This is a genomic window from Saccharopolyspora kobensis (assembly GCF_900108315.1).
In the GTDB taxonomy this organism is placed as follows: domain Bacteria; phylum Actinomycetota; class Actinomycetes; order Mycobacteriales; family Pseudonocardiaceae; genus Saccharopolyspora; species Saccharopolyspora kobensis.
In genome coordinates, this window is the sequence record NZ_FNVB01000003.1 from 167,110 (window position 1) to 190,429 (window position 23,320).

Annotated in this window: 19 protein-coding genes; 10 read left to right on the top strand and 9 right to left on the bottom strand. The window is 71.6% G+C overall.

The features are described from left to right. The first annotated feature begins 298 nt into the window (after nt 1-298). Nucleotides 299-1,825 (top strand): MFS transporter, encoded by a 1,527-nt coding sequence (locus C4T78_RS09475; RefSeq protein WP_093358610.1) that lies wholly within the window; start codon nt 299-301, stop codon nt 1,823-1,825. A gap of 44 nt (nt 1,826-1,869) precedes the next feature. Here C4T78_RS09475 and C4T78_RS09480 read toward each other — a convergent pair whose 3' ends face one another. The 7 genes from C4T78_RS09480 to C4T78_RS09510 are packed head-to-tail and all read right to left on the bottom strand — an operon-like array spanning nt 1,870 to nt 8,379. Further along, nucleotides 1,870-2,541, bottom strand: coding sequence for a 4-carboxy-4-hydroxy-2-oxoadipate aldolase/oxaloacetate decarboxylase (locus tag C4T78_RS09480; protein ID WP_093358612.1), 672 nt, complete (start codon nt 2,539-2,541; stop codon nt 1,870-1,872). A gap of 21 nt (nt 2,542-2,562) precedes the next feature. Continuing rightward, nucleotides 2,563-3,771: an aspartate transaminase gene (locus C4T78_RS09485; protein WP_093358614.1), complete on the bottom strand. Its 1,209-nt coding sequence runs from the start codon at nt 3,769-3,771 to the stop codon at nt 2,563-2,565. A 15-nt stretch (nt 3,772-3,786) separates the two neighbouring features. Next, the gene (locus C4T78_RS09490; RefSeq protein ID WP_093358616.1) at nt 3,787-4,530 is read right to left on the bottom strand and encodes an SDR family oxidoreductase; all 744 of its coding nucleotides are present in this window, start codon (nt 4,528-4,530) and stop codon (nt 3,787-3,789) included. Between the two features lie 44 nt (nt 4,531-4,574). After that, nucleotides 4,575-5,885: an MFS transporter gene (locus C4T78_RS09495; protein ID WP_093358618.1), complete on the bottom strand. Its 1,311-nt coding sequence runs from the start codon at nt 5,883-5,885 to the stop codon at nt 4,575-4,577. Then, a complete protein-coding gene (locus C4T78_RS09500; protein ID WP_093358680.1) occupies nt 5,882-6,889 on the bottom strand; it encodes a 5-oxoprolinase subunit C family protein in 1,008 nt (335 codons plus the stop codon). Before C4T78_RS09500 ends, C4T78_RS09495 begins: the two co-directional genes overlap by 4 nt. After that, on the bottom strand, nt 6,882-7,592 hold the full coding sequence (locus tag C4T78_RS09505; protein ID WP_093358621.1) for a 5-oxoprolinase subunit B family protein: 711 nt from the start codon (nt 7,590-7,592) through the stop codon (nt 6,882-6,884). The genes C4T78_RS09500 and C4T78_RS09505 overlap by 8 nt, the downstream gene beginning before the upstream one ends. A gap of 1 nt (nt 7,593) precedes the next feature. After that, the gene (locus C4T78_RS09510) at nt 7,594-8,379 is read right to left on the bottom strand and encodes a LamB/YcsF family protein (RefSeq protein WP_093358623.1); all 786 of its coding nucleotides are present in this window, start codon (nt 8,377-8,379) and stop codon (nt 7,594-7,596) included. A gap of 307 nt (nt 8,380-8,686) precedes the next feature. Here C4T78_RS09510 and nac point away from each other — a divergent pair, with 307 nt between their 5' ends. From nac to C4T78_RS09555, 9 genes are all read left to right on the top strand, one after another. Beyond that, entirely contained in the window at nt 8,687-9,589 is a 903-nt protein-coding gene (nac, locus tag C4T78_RS09515) for a nitrogen assimilation transcriptional regulator NAC (protein ID WP_093358627.1), read from the top strand. A gap of 179 nt (nt 9,590-9,768) precedes the next feature. Next, a complete protein-coding gene (locus C4T78_RS09520) occupies nt 9,769-10,767 on the top strand; it encodes a 2-hydroxyacid dehydrogenase (RefSeq protein ID WP_093358683.1) in 999 nt (332 codons plus the stop codon). Next, complete coding sequence (locus C4T78_RS09525; protein ID WP_093358630.1) at nt 10,764-11,534, top strand: SDR family NAD(P)-dependent oxidoreductase; 771 nt, start codon at nt 10,764-10,766, stop codon at nt 11,532-11,534. The genes C4T78_RS09520 and C4T78_RS09525 overlap by 4 nt, the downstream gene beginning before the upstream one ends. Before the next feature lie 23 nt (nt 11,535-11,557). Continuing rightward, entirely contained in the window at nt 11,558-12,607 is a 1,050-nt protein-coding gene (locus tag C4T78_RS09530) for an L-idonate 5-dehydrogenase (RefSeq protein WP_093358632.1), read from the top strand. A gap of 117 nt (nt 12,608-12,724) precedes the next feature. Beyond that, the gene (gnd, locus tag C4T78_RS09535; RefSeq protein WP_093358634.1) at nt 12,725-14,164 is read left to right on the top strand and encodes an NADP-dependent phosphogluconate dehydrogenase; all 1,440 of its coding nucleotides are present in this window, start codon (nt 12,725-12,727) and stop codon (nt 14,162-14,164) included. A 354-nt stretch (nt 14,165-14,518) separates the two neighbouring features. Continuing rightward, entirely contained in the window at nt 14,519-17,158 is a 2,640-nt protein-coding gene (locus C4T78_RS09540; protein ID WP_093358636.1) for a sugar-binding protein, read from the top strand. A 4-nt stretch (nt 17,159-17,162) separates the two neighbouring features. Continuing rightward, a complete protein-coding gene (locus C4T78_RS09545; RefSeq protein WP_143186073.1) occupies nt 17,163-17,744 on the top strand; it encodes a hypothetical protein in 582 nt (193 codons plus the stop codon). 164 nt (nt 17,745-17,908) lie between these two features. Further along, nucleotides 17,909-19,078, top strand: coding sequence for a Cmx/CmrA family chloramphenicol efflux MFS transporter (locus tag C4T78_RS09550; protein WP_235863902.1), 1,170 nt, complete (start codon nt 17,909-17,911; stop codon nt 19,076-19,078). A gap of 123 nt (nt 19,079-19,201) precedes the next feature. Then, nucleotides 19,202-20,770, top strand: a complete 1,569-nt coding sequence (locus C4T78_RS09555) for a GMC family oxidoreductase (RefSeq protein ID WP_093358643.1) — start codon at nt 19,202-19,204, stop codon at nt 20,768-20,770. A 2-nt stretch (nt 20,771-20,772) separates the two neighbouring features. Here the strand turns inward: C4T78_RS09555 and C4T78_RS09560 are convergent, their stop codons facing one another. Beyond that, nucleotides 20,773-22,116 carry an MFS transporter gene (locus tag C4T78_RS09560; RefSeq protein ID WP_093358645.1) on the bottom strand — a complete coding sequence of 448 codons (1,344 nt, stop codon included), beginning with the start codon at nt 22,114-22,116 and terminating at the stop codon, nt 20,773-20,775. A 25-nt stretch (nt 22,117-22,141) separates the two neighbouring features. Next, nucleotides 22,142-23,314 carry an acyl-CoA dehydrogenase family protein gene (locus C4T78_RS09565; protein ID WP_093358647.1) on the bottom strand — a complete coding sequence of 391 codons (1,173 nt, stop codon included), beginning with the start codon at nt 23,312-23,314 and terminating at the stop codon, nt 22,142-22,144. Nucleotides 23,315-23,320 lie beyond the last annotated feature (6 nt).

The window sequence follows — 23,320 nt, forward strand, 5'->3', positions numbered from 1 at the left end:
GAAAAGACGTTGCGGGGCAGCCGGTGACGTGCCATGTTGGCACTTCGGACCAGTGTTGAGAGCGGGAGGACGAGCTTGGCGGTCGTGGTCAACGGCATGGCTCTGCCCTGTGCTTCTTCGTCGCAGGCGGATCGTGCCCTGAGCTGACGCCGGGAGGCGTCTTCCGCACCGGCCGAGTGCCGGTGATTCCACGCGCCCGTCTCCTGCTGACGTCGAAGCACCGCGCGGTGGTTCCGCGGAGCCACCTGTCCTGGTCCGCGTGGCGCCGTTCGCGCGCCACCGCTTCGACGGAGTACGCATGTCGTCTTCTGCCACGAGATCGTCACCGCCCCGGGCCGGCCTGCGGGAATGGCTGGGCCTGGCCGTGCTGAGCCTGCCCACCCTGCTGGTCGCGCTGGACATGAGCGTGCTGTTCCTGGCGCTGCCGCACCTGACCGCCGCGCTGGGCGCCACCAGCGTCGAACTGCTGTGGATCACCGACGTCTACAGCTTCGCGATCGCCGGTTTCCTGCTCACCGCGGGAACCGTGGGCGACCGGATCGGTCACCGCAGGCTCCTGCTGATCGGTGCCGCGGGGTTCGGCGCCGCATCGGTGCTGGCCGCGTTCTCGACCAGCGCCGGGATGCTCATCGCCGCCCGAGCCGTCCTCGGTGCCGTCGCCGCCACCCTGATGCCCAGCACGCTGGCCCTGATCAGCAAGATGTTCGGCGATCCTCGGCAGCGCCGGATCGCCATCGCCGGGTGGTCGAGCACCTTCATGGCCGGTATCGCGATCGGGCCGGTCGCCGGTGGCGCGCTGCTGGAGTTCTTCTGGTGGGGCTCGGTTTTCCTGCTGGCGGTGCCGGTGATGGTGCTGCTGCTGGTGGCCGGGCCCGCGCTGCTGCCCGAGCAGCGCGCCGCCGACGCCGGCCGCCTGGACCTGCTCAGCGTCGGTCTGTCGCTGGCCACCGTCCTGCCGCCCGTCCACGCGCTCAAGGAGCTGGCCAGGGGCGGCAGCACCACGACGGTGGTGCTGGCCCTGCTGGCCGGTCTGGTCGCCGGAGCGCTGTTCGTGCGGCGCCAGCGGCGGCTGGCCGATCCCCTGTTCGACCTCCGGCTCTTCACCGACCGGGGCTTCAGCACCGCGCTGCTGGTGCTGCTGCTCGGGGCGGCGACCACGAGCGGGATCACCATGTTCGTCGCGCAGTACCTGCAGATGGCCGACGGGCTCTCGCCGCTGCGGGCGGCTCTGTGGCTGCTGCCCGCCGCCGCGGCGCTGGTGGCGAGTTCGATGCTGGCACCGGTGGCCGCCCGGTGGATCGGGCCCGGCTACGTCGTCGGCGCCGGGCTGCTGGTCTCCTCGGCCGGGTTCGCGGTCCTGGCCCAGGTCGGCGGCCCCGCCGGGCCGGCCGGAGTGGTGGCGGGTCTGGCCATCGCCTACTTCGGCACCGGACCCGCCGACGTGCTCGGCACGGACCTGGCGGTCGGTGCCGCCCCACCCGGCAAGGCGGGTGCGGCGGCATCGATGTCGGAGACCACCACCGAGCTCGGAGTGGCCGTGGGCACGGCCGGGCTGGGCAGTCTCGGTGCTCTCGCCTACCGCGGTGAGATGGCGGGCTCGGTGCCTGCGGGCATCGCGCCCGAGGCCGCCGACCGCGCCACCGACACGATGGCGGGCGCGGTCACCGCGGCCAGGCAACTGCCCGCCGACCTCGCCGGTGAGCTGCTCGCACTCGCGCGAGACGCCTACACCGGCGGGTTGATCGCGGTGGCCGCGGCCGCGGCCACCACCACGGCGGTGCTGGCGGTGCTCGCCATCGCGCTCTTGCGCCGCCGGGCGAACTAGCGGCGGCGTCGCCGGGAACCGCCCGGTTCCCGGCGACGCACCGCTCAGTCCTCGATGACCAGGCCCTTCGCCTCGAGCTTGGCCGCGAGGCCGCTGACCTCGATGACGCTCTTGCCCGCCCGGTACTCGGCGATGTAGCGGGCTTCAGCGGCATCGCGCTCACCGGACTTGCGGATCGCCTCGGCGAGATCCTCGCGGCGGACCACCACGACACCGTCGGCGTCACCGCGGACCACGTCACCGGGGCGGACGATCTCACCACCGATCAGCACCGGTTCGTTCAGCGGCCCGAGGGTCTCCTTGACGGTGCCCTTGATCGACACGCTGCGGGAGAACACCGGCAGGCCGAGCTTGCGCAGCTCCTGCGTGTCGCGCACGCCGGTGTCGGTGACCAGACCCGCGATCCCCCGCGCCCGGCAGGCGTTGGCCAGGACGTCGCCGAACTGCCCCGCCTCGGCGTACTCCCCCGCCGACACGACGAGGACGTCACCGGGCCGGGCGTGGGCGATGGCGACCTGGAGCATCAGGTTGTCCCGCGGCGCGCAGGACACCGTGAACGCCGGCCCGCACAACGACATGTCGCGGTCGACCGGCTTGATCGTCGAACTCAGCGCCCCGAGCCTGCCCTGCGCTTCGTGGATCGTGGCCGACGAGTACCGGCCCAGCTGCTCGACCAGCGCCGCGTCCGGCCGGTCGATCTTGGTGGTGACGCGCATGCTGGCGCTCCTCTTCTCTGGTCAGGAAAGTTCGGCGCAGGCGCGGGCGATCCGCGCCGCGGCTTCGGCGAGCACGGCGTTCGAGGTGGCGAAGGAGATCCGGAAGTAACCCGGTGACCCGTACGCCGCACCGTGGATCACCGCGACCTGCTGGGTTTCCAGCAGGTACCGGGCCAGTTCCTCGTCCGTGCCCAGCTCCGCGCCCTGCGGGGTGCGCCTGCCGAGCAGCCCGGTGCAGTTCGCGAAGAGGTAGAAGCCGCCCTGCGGGGTGGTGCAGGAGATCCCGGGGACGCCCTCCAGCGCGCGCACGAGCTCGTCCCGGCGGCCCCGGTAGGTCGCGACCATGCCGGCGATGAAGTCCTGCTCTCCGGTGAGCGCGGCGACCGCGGCCGCCTGGCTCACCGAGGACGGGCACGAGGAGATCTGCGACTGCAGCTTGTTGATCGCGGCGATCAGGTCCGCGGCGCCCGCGCCGTAGCCGATGCGCCAGCCGGTCATCGCGTAGGTCTTGGAGACGCCGTTGGTCACCAGCACGCGGTCCCGCAGCCCCGGCTCCACGCCGACCAGGGTCGGCGCCCGGCCCGTCCCGTACCAGATCTCGTCGTAGATCTCGTCGGTCAGCACCCGGACGTGCGGGTGGGCCAGCAGGACGTCGGCCAGCGCGCGGAGTTCCGCCGCGTTGTAGGCGGCCCCGGTCGGATTGCTCGGCGCGTTCAGGACCACCCACCGCGTTCGCGGGGTGATCGCCGCTTCCAGCTGCGGCGCGGTGAGCTTGAAACCGTCGTCCTCACCGCAGTCGACGACCACCGGTGTGCCGTCGTTGGCCAGCACCATGTCCGGGTAGGACACCCAGTACGGCGCCGGGATGATCACCTCGTCACCGGTGTCCACCGTGGCCATCAGCGCGAGGAAGATGACCTGCTTGGCGCCACCGCCGACCGCGATCTGCGCGTGCGAGTAGTGCGCGCCGTGGCGCTGGGCGAGCTTCGCCGAGATCGCCTCGCGCAGTTCGGGCGTGCCGTTGACCGGCGTGTACTTGGTCTCGCCGCGGTGGATCGCCTCGATCGCGGCGCGCTTGATGTGCTCGGGGGTGTCGAAGTCGGGTTCGCCCACGGTCAGGTCCAGGATCTGGTGCCCCTCGGCCTTGAGCTCGCGCACCCGCTGGGCGGCGGTGGTGCTCGGCGAGGGCTTGATCCGGTCGACCCGCCGGGAGATCGGTGTTGCGCTCATCGGTGCTCCCCCGGTTCAGCCGGCGCGGCGCTCGAAGTTGAGCCCGCCGGGCACCTGGAAGGTCGGCAGGATCTCCACGTGCCCGATGTTGACGTGCCGCGGCGAGCCGATGGCGAACTCGATGGCATCGGCGACGTCCTCGGGCTTGAGCGACTCGTAGCCGTCGTAGTAGCGGCGCTGCGCCTCCTCCATGTCGCCCAGCAGGCGGCCGAAGATCTCGGTCTCCACCCGGCCCGGGCAGATCTCGGTGACGCGGACCCGGCGGCCGTATGCGTCGACGCGCAGTTGGCGCGAGAGCGTGTGCACGGCCGCCTTCGTGGCGTGGTACATGGTGTTGCCGCCGAAGTTGTAGATCGCGGCGATCGAGGAGATGTTCACGATGTGCCCGAGGTCGCGCTCGACCATGCCCGGCATGAGCAGCCGCACCAGGTGCAGCACCGCCTGGATGTTCACCGCGATCTGCTCGTCGACGGCGAACTCGTCGGCGTCGAGGATGTTGCCGGAGCGGGAGACCCCCGCGTTGTTCACCAGGACGTCGATCTCCAGCCCGCCGAGCTCGCGGGTCAGCGCGGCGGTGTCGGTGATGTCGAGCGCGTGGGGCGTGCACCCGGTGCGGCCGGCCAGTTCGTCGAGCCGTTCGGCGTTGCGCGCCACCGCGTGGACCTGCAGTCCCCGCTTGGCCAGCCGTTCGACGACCACCGCGCCGATGCCGGTCGAAGCACCGGTCACCAGTGCGGTCTTGTAGTCGGAGAAGGGCATTTCAGTCAGCTCCTAGGGAGTTCGTGGTTCTGGGAGTGCGGGGCTCAGGCGTCCTGCAGCGGGAGGTGGGCCCGGTCGGTGACCCTGGAGACGGCGATGAGCGTGCACAGGGCGGTGATCACCGCGTAGAACGCGGGCATGTAGGTGTTGCCGGTCTGTCCGATGAGGAAGGTCATCAGCAGCGGCGCGGTGCCGCCGAAGACGGCCGAGGAGACGTTGTAGCCCAGGCCGTAGGCGGAGTAGCGGACGCGGGTGGGGAACAGCTCCACCAGCAGGATGTGCACGACACCGGTGTGGCCGGCGAACACCACGGCCATCACGCCGGCGCCCAGCGCGGCCAGTCCGACGTTGCCGGTGCTGATCAGCATGTAGCACGGGATTCCGGCCACCGCCATGGCCACCGCCGCGCCCGCGATGACCTTCTTGCGCCCGATGCGGTCGGAAAGCGCGCCCATGAACGGGATCGCCACGGAGATCGCCACCAGGCTGGCCGCGGTGACCAGCAGCCCGTCGACGGTGCTGAACCGCAGCTCGGTGGACATGAAGGTGGGCATGTAGGCGAAGAGCACGTAGTAACCGGAGCCGTTCATCAGCGGGATGAACAGCGCCAGCCACATCGCCCGCCGGTGCTCGGCGGAGGCGAACGCCTCCTTGAGCGGGTTCTTCGACAGCCCGCCCTCCTCCTTGAGGCGGGTGAAGTTCGGGGTGTCGGTGATCTTGCGGCGGATGTAGATGCCGGTGATGCCCAGCGGGATGGCCAGCAGGAACGGGATTCGCCAGCCGAAGGACTCCATCCGCTCCGGGCCGAGACCGCTGGTCATGGCCGCGGCGATCAGCGTGCCGGTCAGCAGCGAGAGGAACGAGGCGATCTGCGCGTAGCTGGTGTAGAGGCCGCGCTTGCCCTCCGGGGCGTGCTCGGCGAGGAAGGTCATCGCGCCGGCCGCCTCACCGCCGACCGAGAAGCCCTGCAGGATCCGCATCAGGATGAGCAGGCACGGGGCCGCGACGCCGATCGCCGCGTAGGTCGGCAGCATGCCGATGGCGGCGGTGGCGACGCTGATCAGCATGATGACGAAGACGAGCATCCGCTGCCTGCCGATGCGGTCGCCGAGGTGGCCGCAGATGATGCCGCCCAGCGGCCGGAAGAAGAACGAGATCGCGTAGCCCACGAAGACCAGCAGCACCGCGTTCTGCGAGTCCGGGAAGAAGACCACGGCCAGCGTGCCGGCCATGAATCCGAAGATGCCGTTGTCGTAGAGCTCGGCGAAGATCCCGACGCACCCGGCGAGCGTGACGCGCCGCGCGGTCCGGGCGTCGACTCGGTTGGGCACGGCGTTGGCGGCCACGGTTCTCATGGTGTCTCCGATGCTGGGGCGGACGTGGTGGGCATGGGCAGGCGGAGGGCGTCGAACAGCGTCGACGCGCGTTGTCGGAGTGCGCGCAGCACGTCGCGCTGGGCCCGGTGGGCGGTCACCGCCTCGGCGACGCTGCGCTTGCGGAACCGGACGCGCTGGCCGGGCCGGACCTGGCCGAGCGCGCAGAGCCCGGTCGCGGTGACCACGGCGAGCACCGGATAGCCGGCGGTGACCCCGCGGCCGCGGTGCAGCACCAGCAGTTCCTCGCCGGCGGGCACTTCGACGGCGCCGACCGGAACACCGCGCGAGAGCACCTCGCCGCGGGCTTCGCGCTGCGGAACGTCGCCGCGCATCCGCAGCCCGATGTGGTTGCTCTGCGGGCTCACGGTGTACTCGGCGTCGAACAGCCGGGTCGCCGACGCGCCGAACTCGGCGACGTCCGGGCCGTCGGTGACGTCGATGGTCCACGGTTCCCGGAAGCCCGGGACCGGTACGCCCAGCCGGAAGACCGGGTGGCGCAGGACCGGGTGGTCGATCGGCGGGACACCGCTGCCGATCGCGAGTTCGTCGTCGTCGCGCAGCGATCGGCCGAACCCGAGGATCGTGTCGGGGGCACAGCTGCCGAGCAGCGACGGCGCCGCCACCGAACCGCGCAACGCCAGGTAGACGCGCGCGCCGAGCCGGATCCCGCCGATGGTGACGGTTTCGCCGGCGCGGACCGCGGTCGGCTCCCACTGCGGGCGCCGGATGCCACCGACGGTGATCTCGGCGGGAGCCCCGGTCACGGCCAGGAGCACGTCGGTGCTCGGCGTGCAGCTGAAGTCCAGCATGGTGATCTCCACCAGCGGCGCGCTCTCGTCGTTTCCGACCAGCACGTTCGCCACGCGCGCCGAGAACTGGTCGAGCGCGCCGTTGACCGGGAGGCCGAATCGGGACCGGCCGAACCGGCCGAGGTCCTGCACCGCGGAGAGGCCCGCTCGGTGGATCACGAGGTGGTCAGCCATCGGCGGCCACCAGCGGGGCACCGGCGTGCTCGTCCCACTGCTCGGGGCGGATCGGCACGAAGCGGAAGCGGTCTCCCGGGCGGTACGGGGCGAGGCGCTCGGAGTCGAGGTCGAGCACCCGGAGCGGGGTGCGGCCCAGCAGCGGCCAGCCGCCCGGGGAGCGCATCGGGCAGATCACGGCCTGCGCGCCGGCCACCGCGACGGAACCGGGCGGCACGCTGGTGCGCGGCGAGGCCAGCCGCGCCACCGGGGCCGGGAACGGCGGGCCGTCCATCATCGGTGCGCCGACGGGTGCGCCGAGGCACCGGACGGTCAAGGTGGTGCCGGAGTGCAGCTCGATCACTCCCCGCTCGGTCAATCCGAGCTGGTCGGCCACTTCCGGCAGGTCGGGTCCGTGCTCACCACCGTAGACGACCGGGACCACGAAGAGCTTCGACGGCCGCTCGGCCGGGATCTCGCCCAGCTGGTCGAGCGCGTCTTCGAGCGCTCGGCGAACGGTTCGGTGGTCGGTGTCGGCGCAGTCGAACTCCACGAGCAGCGAGTCGTAGGTGGGCACGAGACCGTGCACGCCGCTCAGGCGGGCCTCCTCCAGCGCATCGGCCAGGGCGTGCACGGCTCGCCACCTGTGGTCGGCGTCGTCGTGCACTGCCTTGACGACCACGGCCGAGTCCCCGCAGTCGACGATCGCCACGTGCTGCCGCATGTCAGGCTCCCGCCTTGCGCCGGAGCACCTCGGGCAGCGGTGCGATCGCCACCCCGGCCGAGAGCAGCTCGTCGCGCACCCTGTGCGCCAATGCCACCGCGTCCGGTGTGTCGCCGTGCAGCAGCACGGTGTCGCATTCCACCGGGACGACCTTGCCGCCGACGCTGCGGATGACGCCCTCGGTCACCATGCGGACCGTGCGCTCGGCGATCTCGGCCGCGTCGTGGATCACCGCGCCCGGCTGCGTCCTGGGCACGAGGGTGCCGTCGTCGGCGTAGGCCCGGTCGGCGATCCCGACGATGCCGACCGCCAGGCCGCGGGCCCGGGCGGCCTCCGCGAGCTCGCCGTCCTGGGCCAGCACGATCAACGACGGGTCCACGCAGGCGACCGCATCGGCCACCGCACCCGCGTAGTCCGGCCGCGTGGCGACCAGGTTGCCCAGCTTTCCGTGCGGTGCCACGTGGTTGACGCGGATGCCGTGCGCGACGGCGAAGGCCTGGAGAGCACCGATCTGGTACAGCACATCGGTGCGGACTTCCCGCGGGGTCAGTTCCATCGCGCGCCGGCCGAAACCGGCCAGATCGGGAAAGCTCGGGTGCGCCCCCGCCGAGATGCCGCGCTGCGCGCACGACCGGATCGTGGCGTCCATGGTGCGCGGATCGCCGGCGTGGAAACCGCAGGCGATGTTCGCCGAAGTCACGACGTCCAGCAGCGCCTCGTCGTCGCCCATCGCGTAGGCGCCGAACCCCTCGCCGAGGTCGGCGACGAGATCGACCAGGTGCGTCATTACGACCTCCGGGGAGCGTGAATCGCATTTCTTCCGCCCGAATGGATCGACGAATTGCGGCGAATTGACTTCGCCGCTGAACATTCTTTCGCGGGATCGGGATATCCCGGATTCGCCGAAACCTTCTCGATGCGTTTCAGCGAACGTAATGCAGCCCACCGCGACCGACAAATACGCGTTGGGCGTGACGTGATCGCCGATGCTTATGGATGGTCGCCGATCCGCCGGGCGAGCGGCGTGCGCACAGCTCAGGGCGCCGCTGACCCGGACGTATGATGAGCGGCTCCCGGGGCTGGAAGGGCTGCAGATGGACACCAGGCGTCTCTACTCGTTCGTCAAGATCGTCGATGCCGGGAGCATCACCCGGGCCGCCGGCATCCTGCGCATCGCCCAGCCCGCGCTCAGCCAGCAGGTCTCCTCGCTGGAGGCGCAGTTCAAGCAGCAGCTGCTGATCCGCAGCAAGCGCGGGGTGGCCCCGACCGAAGCCGGCCGCGCGCTCTACCGGCACGCCCAGCTCATCCTGCGCCAGGTCGACCAGGCCCACGCCGCCGTGTCGGTGTCCGGGCACGCCCCCGCGGGCAGCGTCTCGGTCGGCCTCGCCCCCTACAGCGCGGGCGCGGCGCTGGCCCTGCCGCTGCTGCGCGCCGTGCGCGAGCGCTACCCGAACATCCTGCTGCACATCAACGAGAACTTCGGCGGCGTCATCAGCGAAGCGATCATGACCGGGCGGATGGACATGGCGTTCATCTACGACGCGGGGCGCCGGATCCGCGGGGTGCGGTTCGAGCCGATGCGCACCGAGGGCCTGTTCCTCATCGCCGCCCCGTCGATCGCACCGGGCACCGCGGGCGAGGAGGTCGCGGTGGCCGAGCTGCGCGACGTCGAGCTGCTGCTGCCGAGCGGCATCCACACCATCCGCCAGGTCGTCGACACCGCGTTCCAGCAGGCCGCCCTGGAACCGAAGGTCGTCGGCGAGATCGAATCGGCGCCCACGCTGGTCAGCGCGGTGCGCGCCGGTGTCGGCGCGACGGTGCTGCCGTGGTCGGCGGCCAGCGCGATCATCGACGTGCAGAACCTCGTGGTGCGGCGGATCGTCGAACCCGAGATCGAGGTCAAGCTCTCGCTGTGCACATCCGACCACCAGCCGCTGTCCGAACCCGCACTGGCCGTGCAGGATCTGTTCCACGAGCTGATCGCGGAATTCGCCTGAGCGAGGTTTCCCCCATCCGGTTCTGCGCGGTGGCGCGGTGCTGACCGGGAAGCATTCACACCGCCGATAGCGTCACGCGATTCCGGTATTTGTCGCCGCCCCACCGCGCTGCCTAGCGTTCTCGCCGGACGGTCCACCCGATCTGCTGGTGGACCGCGCGTCTCGACGAGGAGCGAATGATGACGCATCGCGTGCTCAGCACCAGAGGGGAGCTACCCGGCGGCGGCCTGGCCCGGCTGGGCTCCGAAGTGGAGCTCGTCTCCTGGGCCGGCACCGGCAGGCCGGAGGCCGAAGAGCTGGCCGAACTCGCCGCCGGGGTCGATGCGATCCTGGCCCTGGGGAACGATTCCGTCGACGCCGGACTGCTGGCCGCGGCCGGCCCGGCGCTGCGCGTGGTGGGCCTCGCGAGCATGGGCTACGACGCGGTCGACCAGCGGGCCGCCGCGGATCGGGGCGTCGTGGTCACCCACACCCCCGGCGTGCTGGCCGAGACCACCGCGGACCTGGCGTTCGCACTGGCGCTCATGGCGCGGCGCCGTCTCGGTTCGGCCCGCGACGCCCTGCACGCCGGGCAGTGGGACGCGTTCCGGATGCACGACCACCTCGGTCTGGACGTGTTCGGCGCGACGCTAGGCCTGGTCGGTTACGGCCAGATCGGCCGTGCGGTGGCGCGGCGCGCCGCCGGGTTCGGCATGCGCGTCCTGCACCACGACCCGTTCGCCCCGGAGGACGACGGCCTGTCCTGGGCGGCCGACTTCCCCACCCTGCTCGCCGAATCCGACATCGTTTCGCTGCACGTGCCGCTCACCGAGTCCACCCGCGGGCTCATCGGTGCGGAGGAGCTGCGCGCGATGAAGCCCACCGCGACGGTGGTCAACACCTCGCGCGGCGGGGTCGTCGACGAGGCGGCGCTGCTGGCCGCGCTGCGCGACGGGGTGATCCACTCCGCCGGGCTGGACGTCTTCGAACGCGAGCCGCGCGGCACCGACGTCGCCGATCTCGTCGAGCAGTCCCGCCTGGTCGCGCTGCCGCACGTCGGCTCGGCCACCGAGGCGACCCGCGCGGCCATGGTCGACCTCGCCGTGGACAACATCCTCGCCGTCCTCTCGGGCCGCCCGGCTCGCACACCGCTGCCGGGCACCGCTGCGGTTCCGGGAATCGCGGAGGGCGTGCGATGAGCCACCCGGTGTTCGACATCAGCGGGCGCGTCGCGCTCGTCACCGGCTCCAGCAAGGGAATCGGCAACGCACTGGCGCGAGGCCTGCTCGAAGCCGGCTGCACGGTCGTCCTCAATGGACGCGAGGAGTCCAGGCTGGCCGAGGCGCGCGAGGAGCTTTCCGGCCTGACCGGTGCGACCGCGCACGCGCTCGCGTTCGACGTGACCGATCCGGTCGCGGTCGCGGACGGCATCGCCCGCGCCGAGGAGCTGGCGGGCCCGATCGACGTCCTGGTCAACAACACCGGGGTGCAGCACCGCGCGCCGTTCACCGAGTTCGCCGACGCGGACTGGTACCGGCTGCTCGACACCAACCTCAGCAGCGCCTTCCTCGTCGGGCGCGAGGTCGCCCGGCGGATGGTGCCGCGCGGCAGCGGGAAGATCATCAACATCTGCTCGGTGCAGAGCGAGCTGGTGCGGCCCGGCATCGCCCCGTACTCCGCCACCAAGGGCGGCCTCAAGCAGCTGACCAAGGGCATGTGCGCCGACCTGGGTCCCTCCGGCATCCAGGTGAACGGGCTGGCTCCCGGCTACTTCGAGACCGAGCTGACCGCCGCCCTGGTCGCCGACGAGGAGTTCAGCGAGTGGGTCCGCGGTCGCACCCCGGCAGGCCGGTGGGGCCGGGTGTCCGATCTCGTCGGCGCCCTGCTGTTCCTGGCCTCCCCGGCCTCCGACTTCGTCAACGGCCAGCTGCTGCACGTCGACGGCGGCATGACTTCCGTTCTCTGACCACCGAACCCGCTGGAGGGGCGATGTCCACACGTGCGTGCGTCGTGCACGGAGCAGGCGATCTGCGCGTCGAAGAGCGGGAAGCGGCACCGCCCGGCGGTGGCGAGGTCGCGGTCTCGGTGGCGCTGGGCGGCATCTGCGGATCCGACCTGCACTACTACCACCGCGGTTCGGTCGGCGACTTCCAGGTGCGCGAACCCATGGTGCTCGGTCACGAGGTCGTCGGGCACGTGGCCGCCACCGGCGACGGGGTGAACGATCTCGCCGTCGGCGCGCCGGTCGCGATCCACCCGGCGACGCCGTGCGGCAGCTGCCCGGAATGCGCGCTCGACCACCGCAACGTCTGCGCCCACAGCCGCTACCTCGGCAGCGCGGCCCGCACTCCGCACGTGCAGGGCGGGTTCGCGCAGCACATCGTCGTGCCCGCCGACCAGGTCCGCCCGCTGCCCGACGGACTGGGCCTGCGCCGGGCCGTGCTCGCCGAACCGCTGTCGGTCGCCCTGCACGCCGTGCGACGCGCAGGCGATGTCGCGGGCCGGCGGGTCCTGGTCACCGGGGCGGGGCCGATCGGGTGCCTGGCGGTGGCGGCGTTGCGCGACGCCGGAGCGGCCGAGGTGATCGTCACCGACCTGCTCGACGCGCCGCTGGCCATCGCCGCGCAGGTCGGGGCGACCTCGACGATCCGGGCCGATCGCGGGATGCCCGACCAGGTCGACCTCGCCATCGAGGCCTCCGGCTCGGCGGCCGGTCTGAGCACCTGCGTGCAGGCCGTGCGGCGGCGCGGGACCGTCGTGCTGCTCGGCCTGCTCCCACCGGGAGAGACCGGTTTCCTCGGCAACGTCGTGGTGACCCGCGAGCTCCAGCTGACCGGCGCGTTCCGCTTCGACCACGAATTCGACGAGGCGCTGTCCCTGCTGGCAGGCGGCCTGCCGGTCGATCCGGTGCTGACCCACACCTTCCCGCTGTCCGAGGCCACCGCTGCCTTCGACATCGCCGGGAACCGCGCGGTGGCCTCCAAGGTCCTGCTGGACCTCACCGCGCCCGTTGGCTGCGCGGGGGCGTCCGCTGGTTGAGAATTGTCGCGGCCACCCACGCCGCGCGGGCATCCGCGACATACTTCGAAACGCCAATCCCGCAACCAGGCGGTGTCGGTGGATTCCGCCGTGCACAACGAGAACGGAAGACTTCCTATGAGCACGTCAGCGCAGATCGGCGTCACGGGGCTCGCGGTCATGGGCCGCAACCTGGCCCGCAACTTCGCGCGCAACGGCTACGCGGTCGCCGTGCACAACCGCACCGCGTCGCGGACCCGGGCGCTGCTGGAGGAGTTCGGCGACGAGGGCGAGTTCATCGGCGCCGAAACGGCCGCCGACTTCGTCGCCGCGCTGGAACGCCCGCGCCGGCTGGTGATCATGGTCAAGGCCGGGGATCCCACCGATGCGGTGATCGAGGAGTTCGCGCCGCTGCTGGAGGACGGCGATGTGATCATCGACGGCGGCAACGCGCACTTCGCCGACACCCGGCGCCGGGAGCGCGACCTGCGCGAGCGCGGCATCCACTTCGTCGGCACCGGCATCTCCGGCGGTGAGGAGGGCGCGCTGCACGGGCCCAGCATCATGCCCGGCGGGTCCGCGGAGTCCTACGCGTCGCTGGGCCCGATGCTGGAGAAGATCTCCGCCAAGGCCGCCGACGGCGCACCCTGCGTGACGCACGTGGGTCCCGACGGGGCGGGCCACTTCGTGAAGATGGTGCACAACGGCATCGAGTACGCCGACATGCAGCTCATCGCCGAGGCCTACCAGCTGCTGCGCGACGTCGCCGGGTACTCCCCCGCCCAGATCGCCGAGGTGTTCCGCACCTGGAACACCGGCAGGCTCGACTCCTACCTGATCGAGATCACCGCGGAGGTGCTCTCGCACGTGGACGCCGCCACCGGCAAGCCGTTCGTGGACGTGGTGGCCGACCAGGCCGAGCAGAAGGGCACCGGCCGCTGGACCGTGCAGCTCGCCCTCGAACTCGGCGTGCCGGTCTCCGGGATCGCCGAAGCGGTCTTCGCCAGGTCGCTGTCGGGCCACACCGCGCTGCGCGAGGCCTCCCGCGGCCTGGCCGGCCCGACCGCGCAACCGCTCAGCGGCGCCGCGGCCGACGCGTTCGCCGACCAGGTGGAACAGGCGCTGTACGCGTCGAAGATCGTGTCCTACACGCAGGGCTTCCACGAGATCGCCGCGGGCAGCGCCGAGTACGACTGGAACATCGACCTGGGTGCGGTGGCGGCGATCTGGCGCGGCGGCTGCATCATCCGCGCCGCGTTCCTGGACCGCATCCGCGCCGCCTACGACGCCCGCCCGGACCTGCCGAGCCTGCTGGCCGACGAGACCTTCGCCACCGAGATCGCCGAAGCCCAGCACGACTGGCGAGCGGTTCTCGGAGCGGCCACCAGCCAGGGCGTGCCGACCCCGGGCTTCGCCGCGGCGCTGGCCTACTACGACTCCCTGCGCGCCGACCGCCTCCCGGCGGCGCTGACCCAGGGCCAGCGGGACTACTTCGGCGCCCACACCTACCGCCGCACCGACCGCGAAGGCTCCTTCCACACCCTCTGGTCCGAAGACCGCTCCGAGGTCCAGGTGTAACCACTCCACTGTGGACGACGCCGGGTCGCAGCCGCCCGGCGTCGTGCACCGAACCTGCTGGTCGACCGTTTTCGTCACAGCAGGAGCGAGAGGATCACGTGAACTGGCCGCTGCGGTGCGCACCGCAGCGGCCGGTTCACGTCGCCGCTCCTTCCGCCACCGCGATTCCGACGCCGCGGCGTGCCCCAGCTCCTGGCCACACCATTTATTTCATTTGACACTGAAGTAATTGAGCGTGGTGAAGAACGTCCGGACGGTGGGACGTCCTGCACTGCGCGGTGTTGGTGCGTGCGTGGTGATCGCGGTCGTGCCAGGCTCGGGTTCGCGTGATCGTCTCTTCCGAGGAGTGGGTCGGTGGCAGCCGTTCGTCTTGCTTCGGTCGTCGCACTCGTGGCGCTGCTGGGCCCTCCCCTGGCACCGGCAGGCGCCGATCCGGGTCCCGATCCGGATCTGGACGTGCTGTTCGTCGGCGCGCATCCCGATGACGAGGCCTCGCTGCTGTCGACGTTCGGCCGGTGGCGGCAGGACCACCAGATCCGCACCGGCGTCGTGACCATCACCCGCGGCGAGGGCGGCGGGAACGCCGTCGGGCCGGAGGAAGGGCCCGCGCTCGGGCTGCTGCGCGAAGGCGAGGAGCGCCGCGCCGTCGGCGGCCCTGGCATCACCGACGTCTACAACCTCGACGAACCCGACCTCTACTACACGGTGAGCGCACCGCTGACCGAGCAGGCCTGGAACCACGACGAGGTGCTGGGCAAGCTCGTGCGGGTCGTGCGGCAGACCCGGCCCGAGGTCGTGATCACCATGGATCCCGCGCCCACGCCCGGGAACCACGGCAACCACCAGTACGCGGCGCGGCTGGCCATCGAGGCCCACCGCCGGGCCGCCGATCCCGCCGCGTTCCCGGAACAGCTCGACGAGGGCCTGACCACGTGGGCGGCGCGGCGGGTGCTGTCCAACGCGGCCGGGGCCGAGGAGGAGGTCAGCGGGCCGGAGTGCGAGCAGCGCAGCACTCCGGCGGATTCGCCCGGCCCGGAGTACTACGTGCACGGCATCAGCGGCGGGACCAACTGGGAGCAGCGGGAGCGCGTCGCCGAACGGGAGTACCGCAGCCAGGGCTGGGCGTCGCGGCCGGACATCCCGGACGATCCCGCGCGGGTCGGTTGCGACCACCTGACCGAGATCGCCAACCGAGCGCCGCACGTGCCCGGCGCGCAGGGCGCCGACGCGCCGCTGCTCGGCGCCCTGCTGCCGGTTCCCGGCGGTCTGCCGGTCGGCACCGGGCTCGTCGCGACGGCGGAGCCGCGCGTCGTCCCCGGGCAGCGAACGGAGGTTCGCGTCCAGGTGACCGCACCTCCGGACGCGGCGCTGCGGGCGGGCCGGATCGTGCTGGGCCTGCCGCCGGAATGGGAAGTTCGAGGCGATGGGTCGTTCGGCCCGCTGGAGCCGGGCGCCACCGCGCACGCCGATCTGTCGATCGCCGTCCCCGAGCGGCACCGGCCGGAGCGAGTCCGGATTCCGGTGCGCGCCGAATCGCACCAGGGCCGTGCGGAGGCCGAGCTGCGCTTGGACGTCGTACCGCCCGTCGTGGCCGAGCAGGTTCCGCTGCCGGGTGTCGCGGAGTTCCAGCGCTGGGCCGGGGGTTCCCTGCTCCGGAACCAGGTCCCGCTCGTGCAGACCGTCCCGGCACTCGGCGCGCAAGAGGTCCGAGCCGCTGTGCACAACTACAGCGGTCGAACCCGTTCTGGCGCAGTGGAGTTCGTGCCACCTCCGGGTTTCGAGGTGCTCGGCGCCGTGCAGCGATTCGGTGAACTCGGTCCCGGCGAGCAGGCCGTGCTCACCTTCACCGTCCGCAGCACCGATCCGGAGATGCCGACCGGGGTGCGGGGCGGCGATCACCCGTACACCCTGATCACGCGCACCGACGACGGCACGACCGCGCAGAGCAGCGCCGCGCTGGAACTGGTCCCGTCCACCACGATCCCGCAGACCGCGACGCCGCCCGTGGTGGACGGCGAAGCCGGTCCGCAGGAGTACCCGGGAGCGCCGCTGGACGCGTCGTCGCTGTGGGAGGGCGAGGAGTGCGCGGCAACCGACTGCGCTGCCAACGCCAGATTCTCCTGGCACGACGGGACATTGCACGCGCTCGTCGACGTCGTGGACGATCAGCCGGGCGCGCTCCTGGCCGCCGATGACTGCAAGCGGCACTGGCGCACCGACTCCGTGGAGATCACCATCGATCCGAAGGCGGATTCGGAGAACACCTCGAACACGTTCAAGGTCGCGGTGCTGCCGAGGACCAGCGGGCCCGGGGCGCCCTGCTACGCCAGGGACGCCGACAACCACCAGGGCCCGGGTGAGCAGACCGCGCCCGGTGTGGAGATCGCTTCGAAACCGCGCGACGGCGGGTACACCGTGGAGCTGGCGATCCCGATGCGGGTGCTGCCGGGCTCGGTCGATCCGCAGCGGCTGGGGCTCAACGTCCTGGTCTACGACTCCGACACCCAGGACCTGACCGGCCAGTCGCGGATCGGCTGGTCCACCTGGGCCGGTGTGCAGGGCGATCCGTACCGCTGGGGCCGCGCGGTCCTCCAGGACGCACCGGCGGACGAGCAGGCTCCGCCGCCCGCCCCGGTTCTCCCGCTGGACGCTTTGTCCTCAGTGGACTCATCGTGGAGCGTCGCGCAATCCTTCCGGCTGAAGACATCGCTCGGCGGCGCTCCCCCGGCTGGTGATTCGGCCACCCGGATCACCAGCGCCCGCGCGCAGCAGCGCGAGGTGCACGCACAACTGGACGTGAACGGGCCGGGCAGGGCCCACCTGTTCGTTCTGGACGCGAACGACGCGGTGCTGGCCGAGCACCGGCTCGACGTCGACGGCCACGGCGAGCGGGCCGTGCAGATCCCGGTCCTGGAAGGCATCCCGGCGAAGGTGCTCGTCGGATTCGCCACCCCGAGCGGAACCACAGCCGCCTCGGCCGCCGACGTCCGCTAGCGCTGTGACCGGAATGCTGGCAGCCCAACGCCGCGAACGAGCCCGCATCCGCGGCGAGAAAGGAATCCGCGCGATCGCACGCTGCCGCGCGATCGGCCTGTGCCTGATCACTTCGACGAGGCTCTGGCACGACCTCGCCGGTTTCCACTTCACCTACATCTCGAGGTTCGACCGGCCGGTGAAACCGTCCATCACCGACATCGTGGACTCGATCGACGACCGCCCCGAGAGCGCGGACGCGATCGAGAAGCCGAACGTGGGTATCGCCCCCGCCGAGCCCGCCGGCGGCCTGGGGAGCGCGGCAGCCGCTGTCCGGCAGAAGCCCGGCTGGCAGGTCGTTCATTACTCGATCTCGCGAAACGAGACGAAGCTGGTCGGCACCGCCGCAGCGTTGCAACAGCAGCAACGAGACGCCTGGCACCAACTGATCCGGCCTCCCACTTCGCCGGGAGCCACCAACCCGGCCGACGTTCGTGGTCACAGCACTAGCGAAAACCCGGTGCGACCGCCGCAGCCGGTGCGGTATGGTCTTCGGCGTGAACTCCCCCGAGGCGTCCAGACGGTAGCCGCTCAGCACTCGCGCTGAGCGGCGGAGCAGCATGCCACGGCGCAACGCCTTCTCGCGTTGATCGCCGGCGTTCGGCTTCGCCTGCGGATCGTCTTTTCGCTTCCACGCACGCCCCCGCGCGGCCGGTTCGCCGTGCCCGGCGGGTGTGCCTCGGTGTTCGGGAGAAGGTTCAGTTGCCTTTCGTGGTTTTCGTGCTCGCTGCCGCGGTGTTCGCGCAGGGCACGTCGGAGTTCATGCTGTCCGGGATGCTGGCGGACATCGCCGCGGACAGCGGTGTTTCGCTCGGCGAGGCCGGGCTGTTGACGTCGGTGTTCGCCGTGGGCATGGTGATCGGCGCACCGACGATGGCGATGGCCGCCAGTGCCGTCCCCCGCCGGGTGGCGCTGATGGGATTCCTCGCGCTGTTCGCCCTGTGCCACGTCGTCGGTGCGATGACGGCGAACTTCGCCGTGCTGCTGGGCACCCGGCTGGTGGCGGCGGTGGCCAACGCGGGATTCCTGGCCGTGGTGCTGGCGAGCCTGCCGGTGCTGGTGCGCCCGTCGCTGGTGGGCCGGGCGACCGCCGTGATCCTGTCCGGTGTGACGATCGCCTGCGTCGCCGGGGTGCCCGCGGGAACGGTCGTGGGCCAGCTGTGGGGCTGGCAGTCGGCGTTCTGGGCGATCGCCGCGCTCAGCGCGGTGGCGCTGGTCGTGCTGTGGCCCACGACGTCGGCGCTGGCCGGGCGCGGCGGAGGTTCCGCTCCGGTGTGGACGGAGTGGCGGGTGCTGGCGCAGCGACGCCTCCTCGTCGTGATCGGCCTCGGCGTCCTGGTCAACGCGGCGACGTTCGCCGGGTTCACCTATCTCGGCACGGTCGCCACGGCGGTGTCGGCTCCGGGGAGCACCTGGGTTGCGGCGGCGCTGGCGCTGTTCGGCATCGGCTCGTTCCTCGGTGTGACCGTCGCGGGCCGCTGCAGCGACCGGTACGCGCGCCGCATCATCACCGGTGGCGCGGTCGTGGTGACCGCTCTGTGGGTGCTCGCCGCGCTCTCCGCGCACACCCTGCCCGGAGTTCTCGTGCTGGCGCTCGTGTCCGGGGCCGGATCGTTCGGGATGGGCTCGACGGTGATCGCCTCGATCGTGTCCTCGGCCTCGGCGACCGCCCCGCGCATCGCCGGTGCGCTGGCCACCACGGCGTTCAACCTGGGCGCCATCGCCGGGCCCGCCGCGGCCGGGCTCGCGGTGGGCGATGCCGCCCAGGCCCACCGGGCTTTCTGGATCAGCGCTGCTTTCGGTGCAGCGGCGACGTTGGTGGCCGTCCTGGCAGCACGTCGCAGCTCGGCGGCGCGCGCCGAGGAAGCGGTTGCGGCGTAGGCCGTCGGCTTCAGCGGCGAACTTCTGCGGGCCGGGTGGTCACTTCTGCGGAGTCACCGCGGTGACCGCTGAACCCGACCACCCGGCCCCACCCCAACTGCTGCAACACGTCAGGAGTCGACGATGCCCAAACGCTGGGACTTGATCGTGGTGGGCGCCGGGTCGGCCGGCGCGGTGCTGGCCGCCCGATCCGCCGCGCGCGGTGAGCGGGTGCTGCTGCTGGAAGCCGGACCCGACTACCGATCCGCCGAACTGCCGGAGGTGTGGCGGTCCCGGAATCCGCTGCGCGCCCTGCTCGATCCGCGGGCGGCTGGGGATCTGCTGCAGCAGGGCCTGCGGACCCGCCGCACCGAACGGCAGGAGTGGGCGCCCTACGTGCAAGGGCGGGGCGTGGGCGGTAGTTCCTCGGTCAACGGGCACATCGCCATCCGGCCTCCCGTCGAGGACTTCGACGACTGGGTGCGCATGGGGTGCGAGGGCTGGTCGCACGCCGAGGTGCTGCCCTGCTTCGTCAAGTCCGAGGACGACGCCGACTTCGGGGACCAGTCCCACCACGGGCGCGGCGGACCGATCCCGGTTCGCCGGAACCCGCCGGAATCATGGGGTCCTGCGGATCGCGCGCTGCACGACGCCGCCTTGGCGGCCGGGTTCGGCTGGTCCCCCGACGTGAACGCGCCAGGCGCCACCGGCGTCTCGCCGTACCCGACCAACGCCCGCGCGGGGCGCAGGGTCTCGACCAACGACGGCTACCTCGAACCGGCGCGGAGCCTTCCCGCCCTGACCGTTCGAGGCCACGCCCTCGTGGATCGCGTGCTGTTCTCCGGAAACCGCGCGGTCGGGGTGCGGGTTCTCGTCGACGGCCGGGTGGTCGACGAGCACGCCGACCGCGTGGTGCTGAGCGCGGGCGCGATCCACTCACCGGCCATCCTCCTGCGGTCGGGAATCGGCCCGGCCCGCGAGCTGACCGAGCTGGGCGTGGAGGTGCGGCAGGACCTGCCGGTCGGCCGGGGCCTGCAGGACCACCCGCTGTTCTTCCTCGGGCTCCCGCTCAGCGCACGAGCATCGGCCGGGCGCTCGATCGACGACCGCTACACCAACATGTGCGTCCGCTACACCAGCGACGCCCCGGACCGCCTGCCCCACGACATGATGCTGGTCGCCTGCAACCAGAACGTGCTGTCGCTGGCGAGCGCCGAGGTGGCATCCGGAGCCGGTGCGCTGCTGGTGTGGGTCAACCGCGTCTTCTCCCGGGGAAGCGTGACGCTGGCTTCGGCCGATCCGACGGCTCAGCCGGTTCTACGCCACCGCATGCTCTCGGATCCGCGCGACCTGGCCCGCATGCGCTCGGGCGCGCGGTTGCTGCTGGAACTCGGCACGAGCGACCACGTCCAGGAGGTGGTCGACGGGTCCTTCGCCCAGGTCAACGAGCAGTTCACGGTGGCTGCCGAGTGCGACGCCGCGCTGGACGATCTCCTGCTCCGGACCGCCGTCGACGGCCAGCACGCGACCAGCACGTGCAGGATGGGAAGTCCGGACTCGGCGACGACGGTCGTCGACTCCCGCTGCCGGGTGCTCGGCGTGGAGGCGCTGCACGTGGTGGACGCGTCCATCTTCCCGACCTGCCCTCGCGCGAACCCGAACCTCGTCACGATCGCCGCGGCGGAGCTGATGGCCGACCGGCTGGTGCGCTGAGGTCACGAACCGGTCGGGCTCGGGTGCGCCTGCCGACCGACGTGGCGCCCGTGCGCGGCGATGCGTCGCGCGTCGCGTTCGGGGCGGACGAAGGCGAAGGCCAGCAGGCCACCGATGAGCATCAGGGTGCCCGGGATGGCGAACGCCATCGCGAAGCCCGTGGCCGGATCCGCTGCCGATTCGACGATCCGGCCCGTCACGTAGGGCGCGGCGAGACCTGCCAGCGTCACCAGCCCGACGGTCATCGACAGCACCGCGCCGCGCTGGGCGGGTGGGGTGATCTCGGCGTTGATCGTCTGGCCGATGGCGAACTTGACGGCGCCGATGCTGAAGGCCACGGTGATGAGCGCGATCTTGAGACCGGGGTGCGTCACGAGCGGAGCGATGAGCATCGCCGCGCCCGCCAGGAACACCGCGCAGCCACCGAGAATGCCGCGCGACACCCGGCTGGACACGCCGCGGTGCATCAGCCACTGCGTCAGGGCGCCCTGCGCGAAGGTCGCGACGGTCTTCAGCACCCAGGGGGCGGTCACGATGGCACCGGCGGCGACCGCGCTGTAGCCCAGCGAGGTCTCCAGGTAGGACGGCACCCACGCGAGCAGCAGTGCGGAGGTCCAGTAGGCGCCGAAGCCGCCGACGAACCCGGCCAACCAGGTTCCGCTGAGCAGGATGCGGTGGTAGGGCACGCGGAAGTCCTCCACCGGCTCCGGTTCCGCACCGGTCGGCGCGGCCGCGCGGTCGGCGGTGCCCTCGCGGCCGACCACCGCCCAGATGGCGCACCAGAGAACGCCGACGACGAACAGCGACAGGAAGGCCCAGCGCCAGCCGAAGTTGATGATGACCAGGGTGAGCAGCGGTGCGGCCAGAACACCGCCGAGCCCGCCGCCACCGGAGATCAGCGAACTCGGGATGCTGCGCTTCTCGTTCGGGAACCACTTGAAGGCGGCGTGCATCGCGATCGGCTGCGCGGGTCCTTCCGCCGCGCCCAGCACGATCCTGCTGACCAGCAGCGCGGCGAAACCGGCCCCGGCGACCACCGGCAGCTGGGTGAGTCCCCACACCAGCGCCATGCCGAACAGCAGCCACTTCGTCGGGAATCGGTTGGCCAGGAATCCGAAGGCCACCGCGGAGATGTTGAACAGGAAGAAGAACGAGCTCGCCAGCAGTCCGTACTCGGAATGGCTCAGCCCGAGCTCGCGCATGATGGGGTTGGCGGCGAGCCCGAGCACGGCCTTGTCCGCGTAGTTGATCAGCATGAAGACCAGCAGCATCGCCATGACGGCCCACGCGCGCAGGCCGGACTTCTGCGAGGGGTCGGCCGGGGTGTCGAGTTTCGAGGACTTCATCGTCGCTCCAGGTGAAGTGGCCCGGTCAGGTGGTGAGCAGCTCCTTGGCGATGCCGTTCTTCTGGATCTCCGAGGAACCGGTGAGGATGCGGAACATGCGCAGCCTGCGGAACAGCCACTCGACCTCGCTGCCGCGCACCAGCCCCGCCTTGCCGTGGATCTGCACCGCCTCGTCGGCGATGCGGAAGGCGTTCTCGGCGACGAAGAGCTTGCACATGAACGCCTCGGTGCGCGGCTTGGCGCCCGCGTCCAGCGCGGCCAGCGCGTCGTAGGTCATGCTCCGCGCGGCGTAGTAGGTGGTGGCCAGGTCCGCGATCTTGTGCTGGACGGACTGCAACGCCGCCAGCGGCGCGCCGAAAGCGTGCCGGTTCTTGGCGAAGTCGACGGTGAGCTGCAGTGCGCGCCGCGCGTTGCCGAGCACCGTGGGACAGTGCAGCAGCCGGTTGGCCGTGACCCGGCCCAGTCCCACGCGCAGGCCGTCGCCGACGCGGCCGAGCAGCTGTTCCGGGCCGACGTAGCAGTCCTCCAGGACGATGTCGCTCTCGATGTGCTGGCCCGACATCGGGGTCTGGCCGTCGAGTACCTCGCAGCCCGGCGAGTCCAGGTCGACCAGGAACGCGGAGTAGGACTCCTCGGCACCGGCCATCCGGGCCACCAGCACGGAGAAATCGGCGAACGGCCCGGCGGAGGAGAACACCTTGTGCCCGGTGATCCGCCAGCCTTCCCCGTCCGGGGTCGCGGTGGTGCGCATCGCGCGCACGTCCGAGCCCGCGTCCGCCTCGGTCAGCGAGAAGCAGCACGCCCGTTCGCCCCGGATCACCGGCAGCAGGTACCTCTCCAGCTGGTGCTCGGTGGCGAACTCGAAGATCGACCCGGCGCGCAGCGGCCCGCCCATGTCGCCGAGCACGGAGTGCGAGAGGACTCGCCCCGAAGCACCGATCTCCTCCTTGAGGGCGGCCAGTTCGGTGAACGAGAGCCCCTGCCCGCCGAACCGCGCCGGCAGGTGGACGCCGTAGAAGCCGAGCTCGCGGCTGCGCTTCCAGACCGGCTCCAGGACCTCGCGGCTCAGCCGCGTTTCCGGGGTGAGCCGGAGATCGGCCTCGTACTCCGCGAGCTCGCCGCCCAGGTAGTCGCGCAGCCGCCCGACGAGATCGGCCAGGCGCGGGTCGTCGTAGGACGGGGTGAGCGTGAACGACATGGTTGT

Coding starts and splice junctions, on each gene's coding strand:
- C4T78_RS09475 (WP_093358610.1), top strand. CDS start 299: ATGTCGTCTTCTGCCACGAGATCGTCACCGCCCCGGGCCGGCCTGCGG.
- C4T78_RS09480 (WP_093358612.1), bottom strand. CDS start 2,541: ATGCGCGTCACCACCAAGATCGACCGGCCGGACGCGGCGCTGGTCGAG.
- C4T78_RS09485 (WP_093358614.1), bottom strand. CDS start 3,771: ATGAGCGCAACACCGATCTCCCGGCGGGTCGACCGGATCAAGCCCTCG.
- C4T78_RS09490 (WP_093358616.1), bottom strand. CDS start 4,530: ATGCCCTTCTCCGACTACAAGACCGCACTGGTGACCGGTGCTTCGACC.
- C4T78_RS09495 (WP_093358618.1), bottom strand. CDS start 5,885: ATGAGAACCGTGGCCGCCAACGCCGTGCCCAACCGAGTCGACGCCCGG.
- C4T78_RS09500 (WP_093358680.1), bottom strand. CDS start 6,889: ATGGCTGACCACCTCGTGATCCACCGAGCGGGCCTCTCCGCGGTGCAG.
- C4T78_RS09505 (WP_093358621.1), bottom strand. CDS start 7,592: ATGCGGCAGCACGTGGCGATCGTCGACTGCGGGGACTCGGCCGTGGTC.
- C4T78_RS09510 (WP_093358623.1), bottom strand. CDS start 8,379: ATGACGCACCTGGTCGATCTCGTCGCCGACCTCGGCGAGGGGTTCGGC.
- nac (WP_093358627.1), top strand. CDS start 8,687: ATGGACACCAGGCGTCTCTACTCGTTCGTCAAGATCGTCGATGCCGGG.
- C4T78_RS09520 (WP_093358683.1), top strand. CDS start 9,769: ATGACGCATCGCGTGCTCAGCACCAGAGGGGAGCTACCCGGCGGCGGC.
- C4T78_RS09525 (WP_093358630.1), top strand. CDS start 10,764: ATGAGCCACCCGGTGTTCGACATCAGCGGGCGCGTCGCGCTCGTCACC.
- C4T78_RS09530 (WP_093358632.1), top strand. CDS start 11,558: ATGTCCACACGTGCGTGCGTCGTGCACGGAGCAGGCGATCTGCGCGTC.
- gnd (WP_093358634.1), top strand. CDS start 12,725: ATGAGCACGTCAGCGCAGATCGGCGTCACGGGGCTCGCGGTCATGGGC.
- C4T78_RS09555 (WP_093358643.1), top strand. CDS start 19,202: ATGCCCAAACGCTGGGACTTGATCGTGGTGGGCGCCGGGTCGGCCGGC.
- C4T78_RS09560 (WP_093358645.1), bottom strand. CDS start 22,116: ATGAAGTCCTCGAAACTCGACACCCCGGCCGACCCCTCGCAGAAGTCC.
- C4T78_RS09565 (WP_093358647.1), bottom strand. CDS start 23,314: ATGTCGTTCACGCTCACCCCGTCCTACGACGACCCGCGCCTGGCCGAT.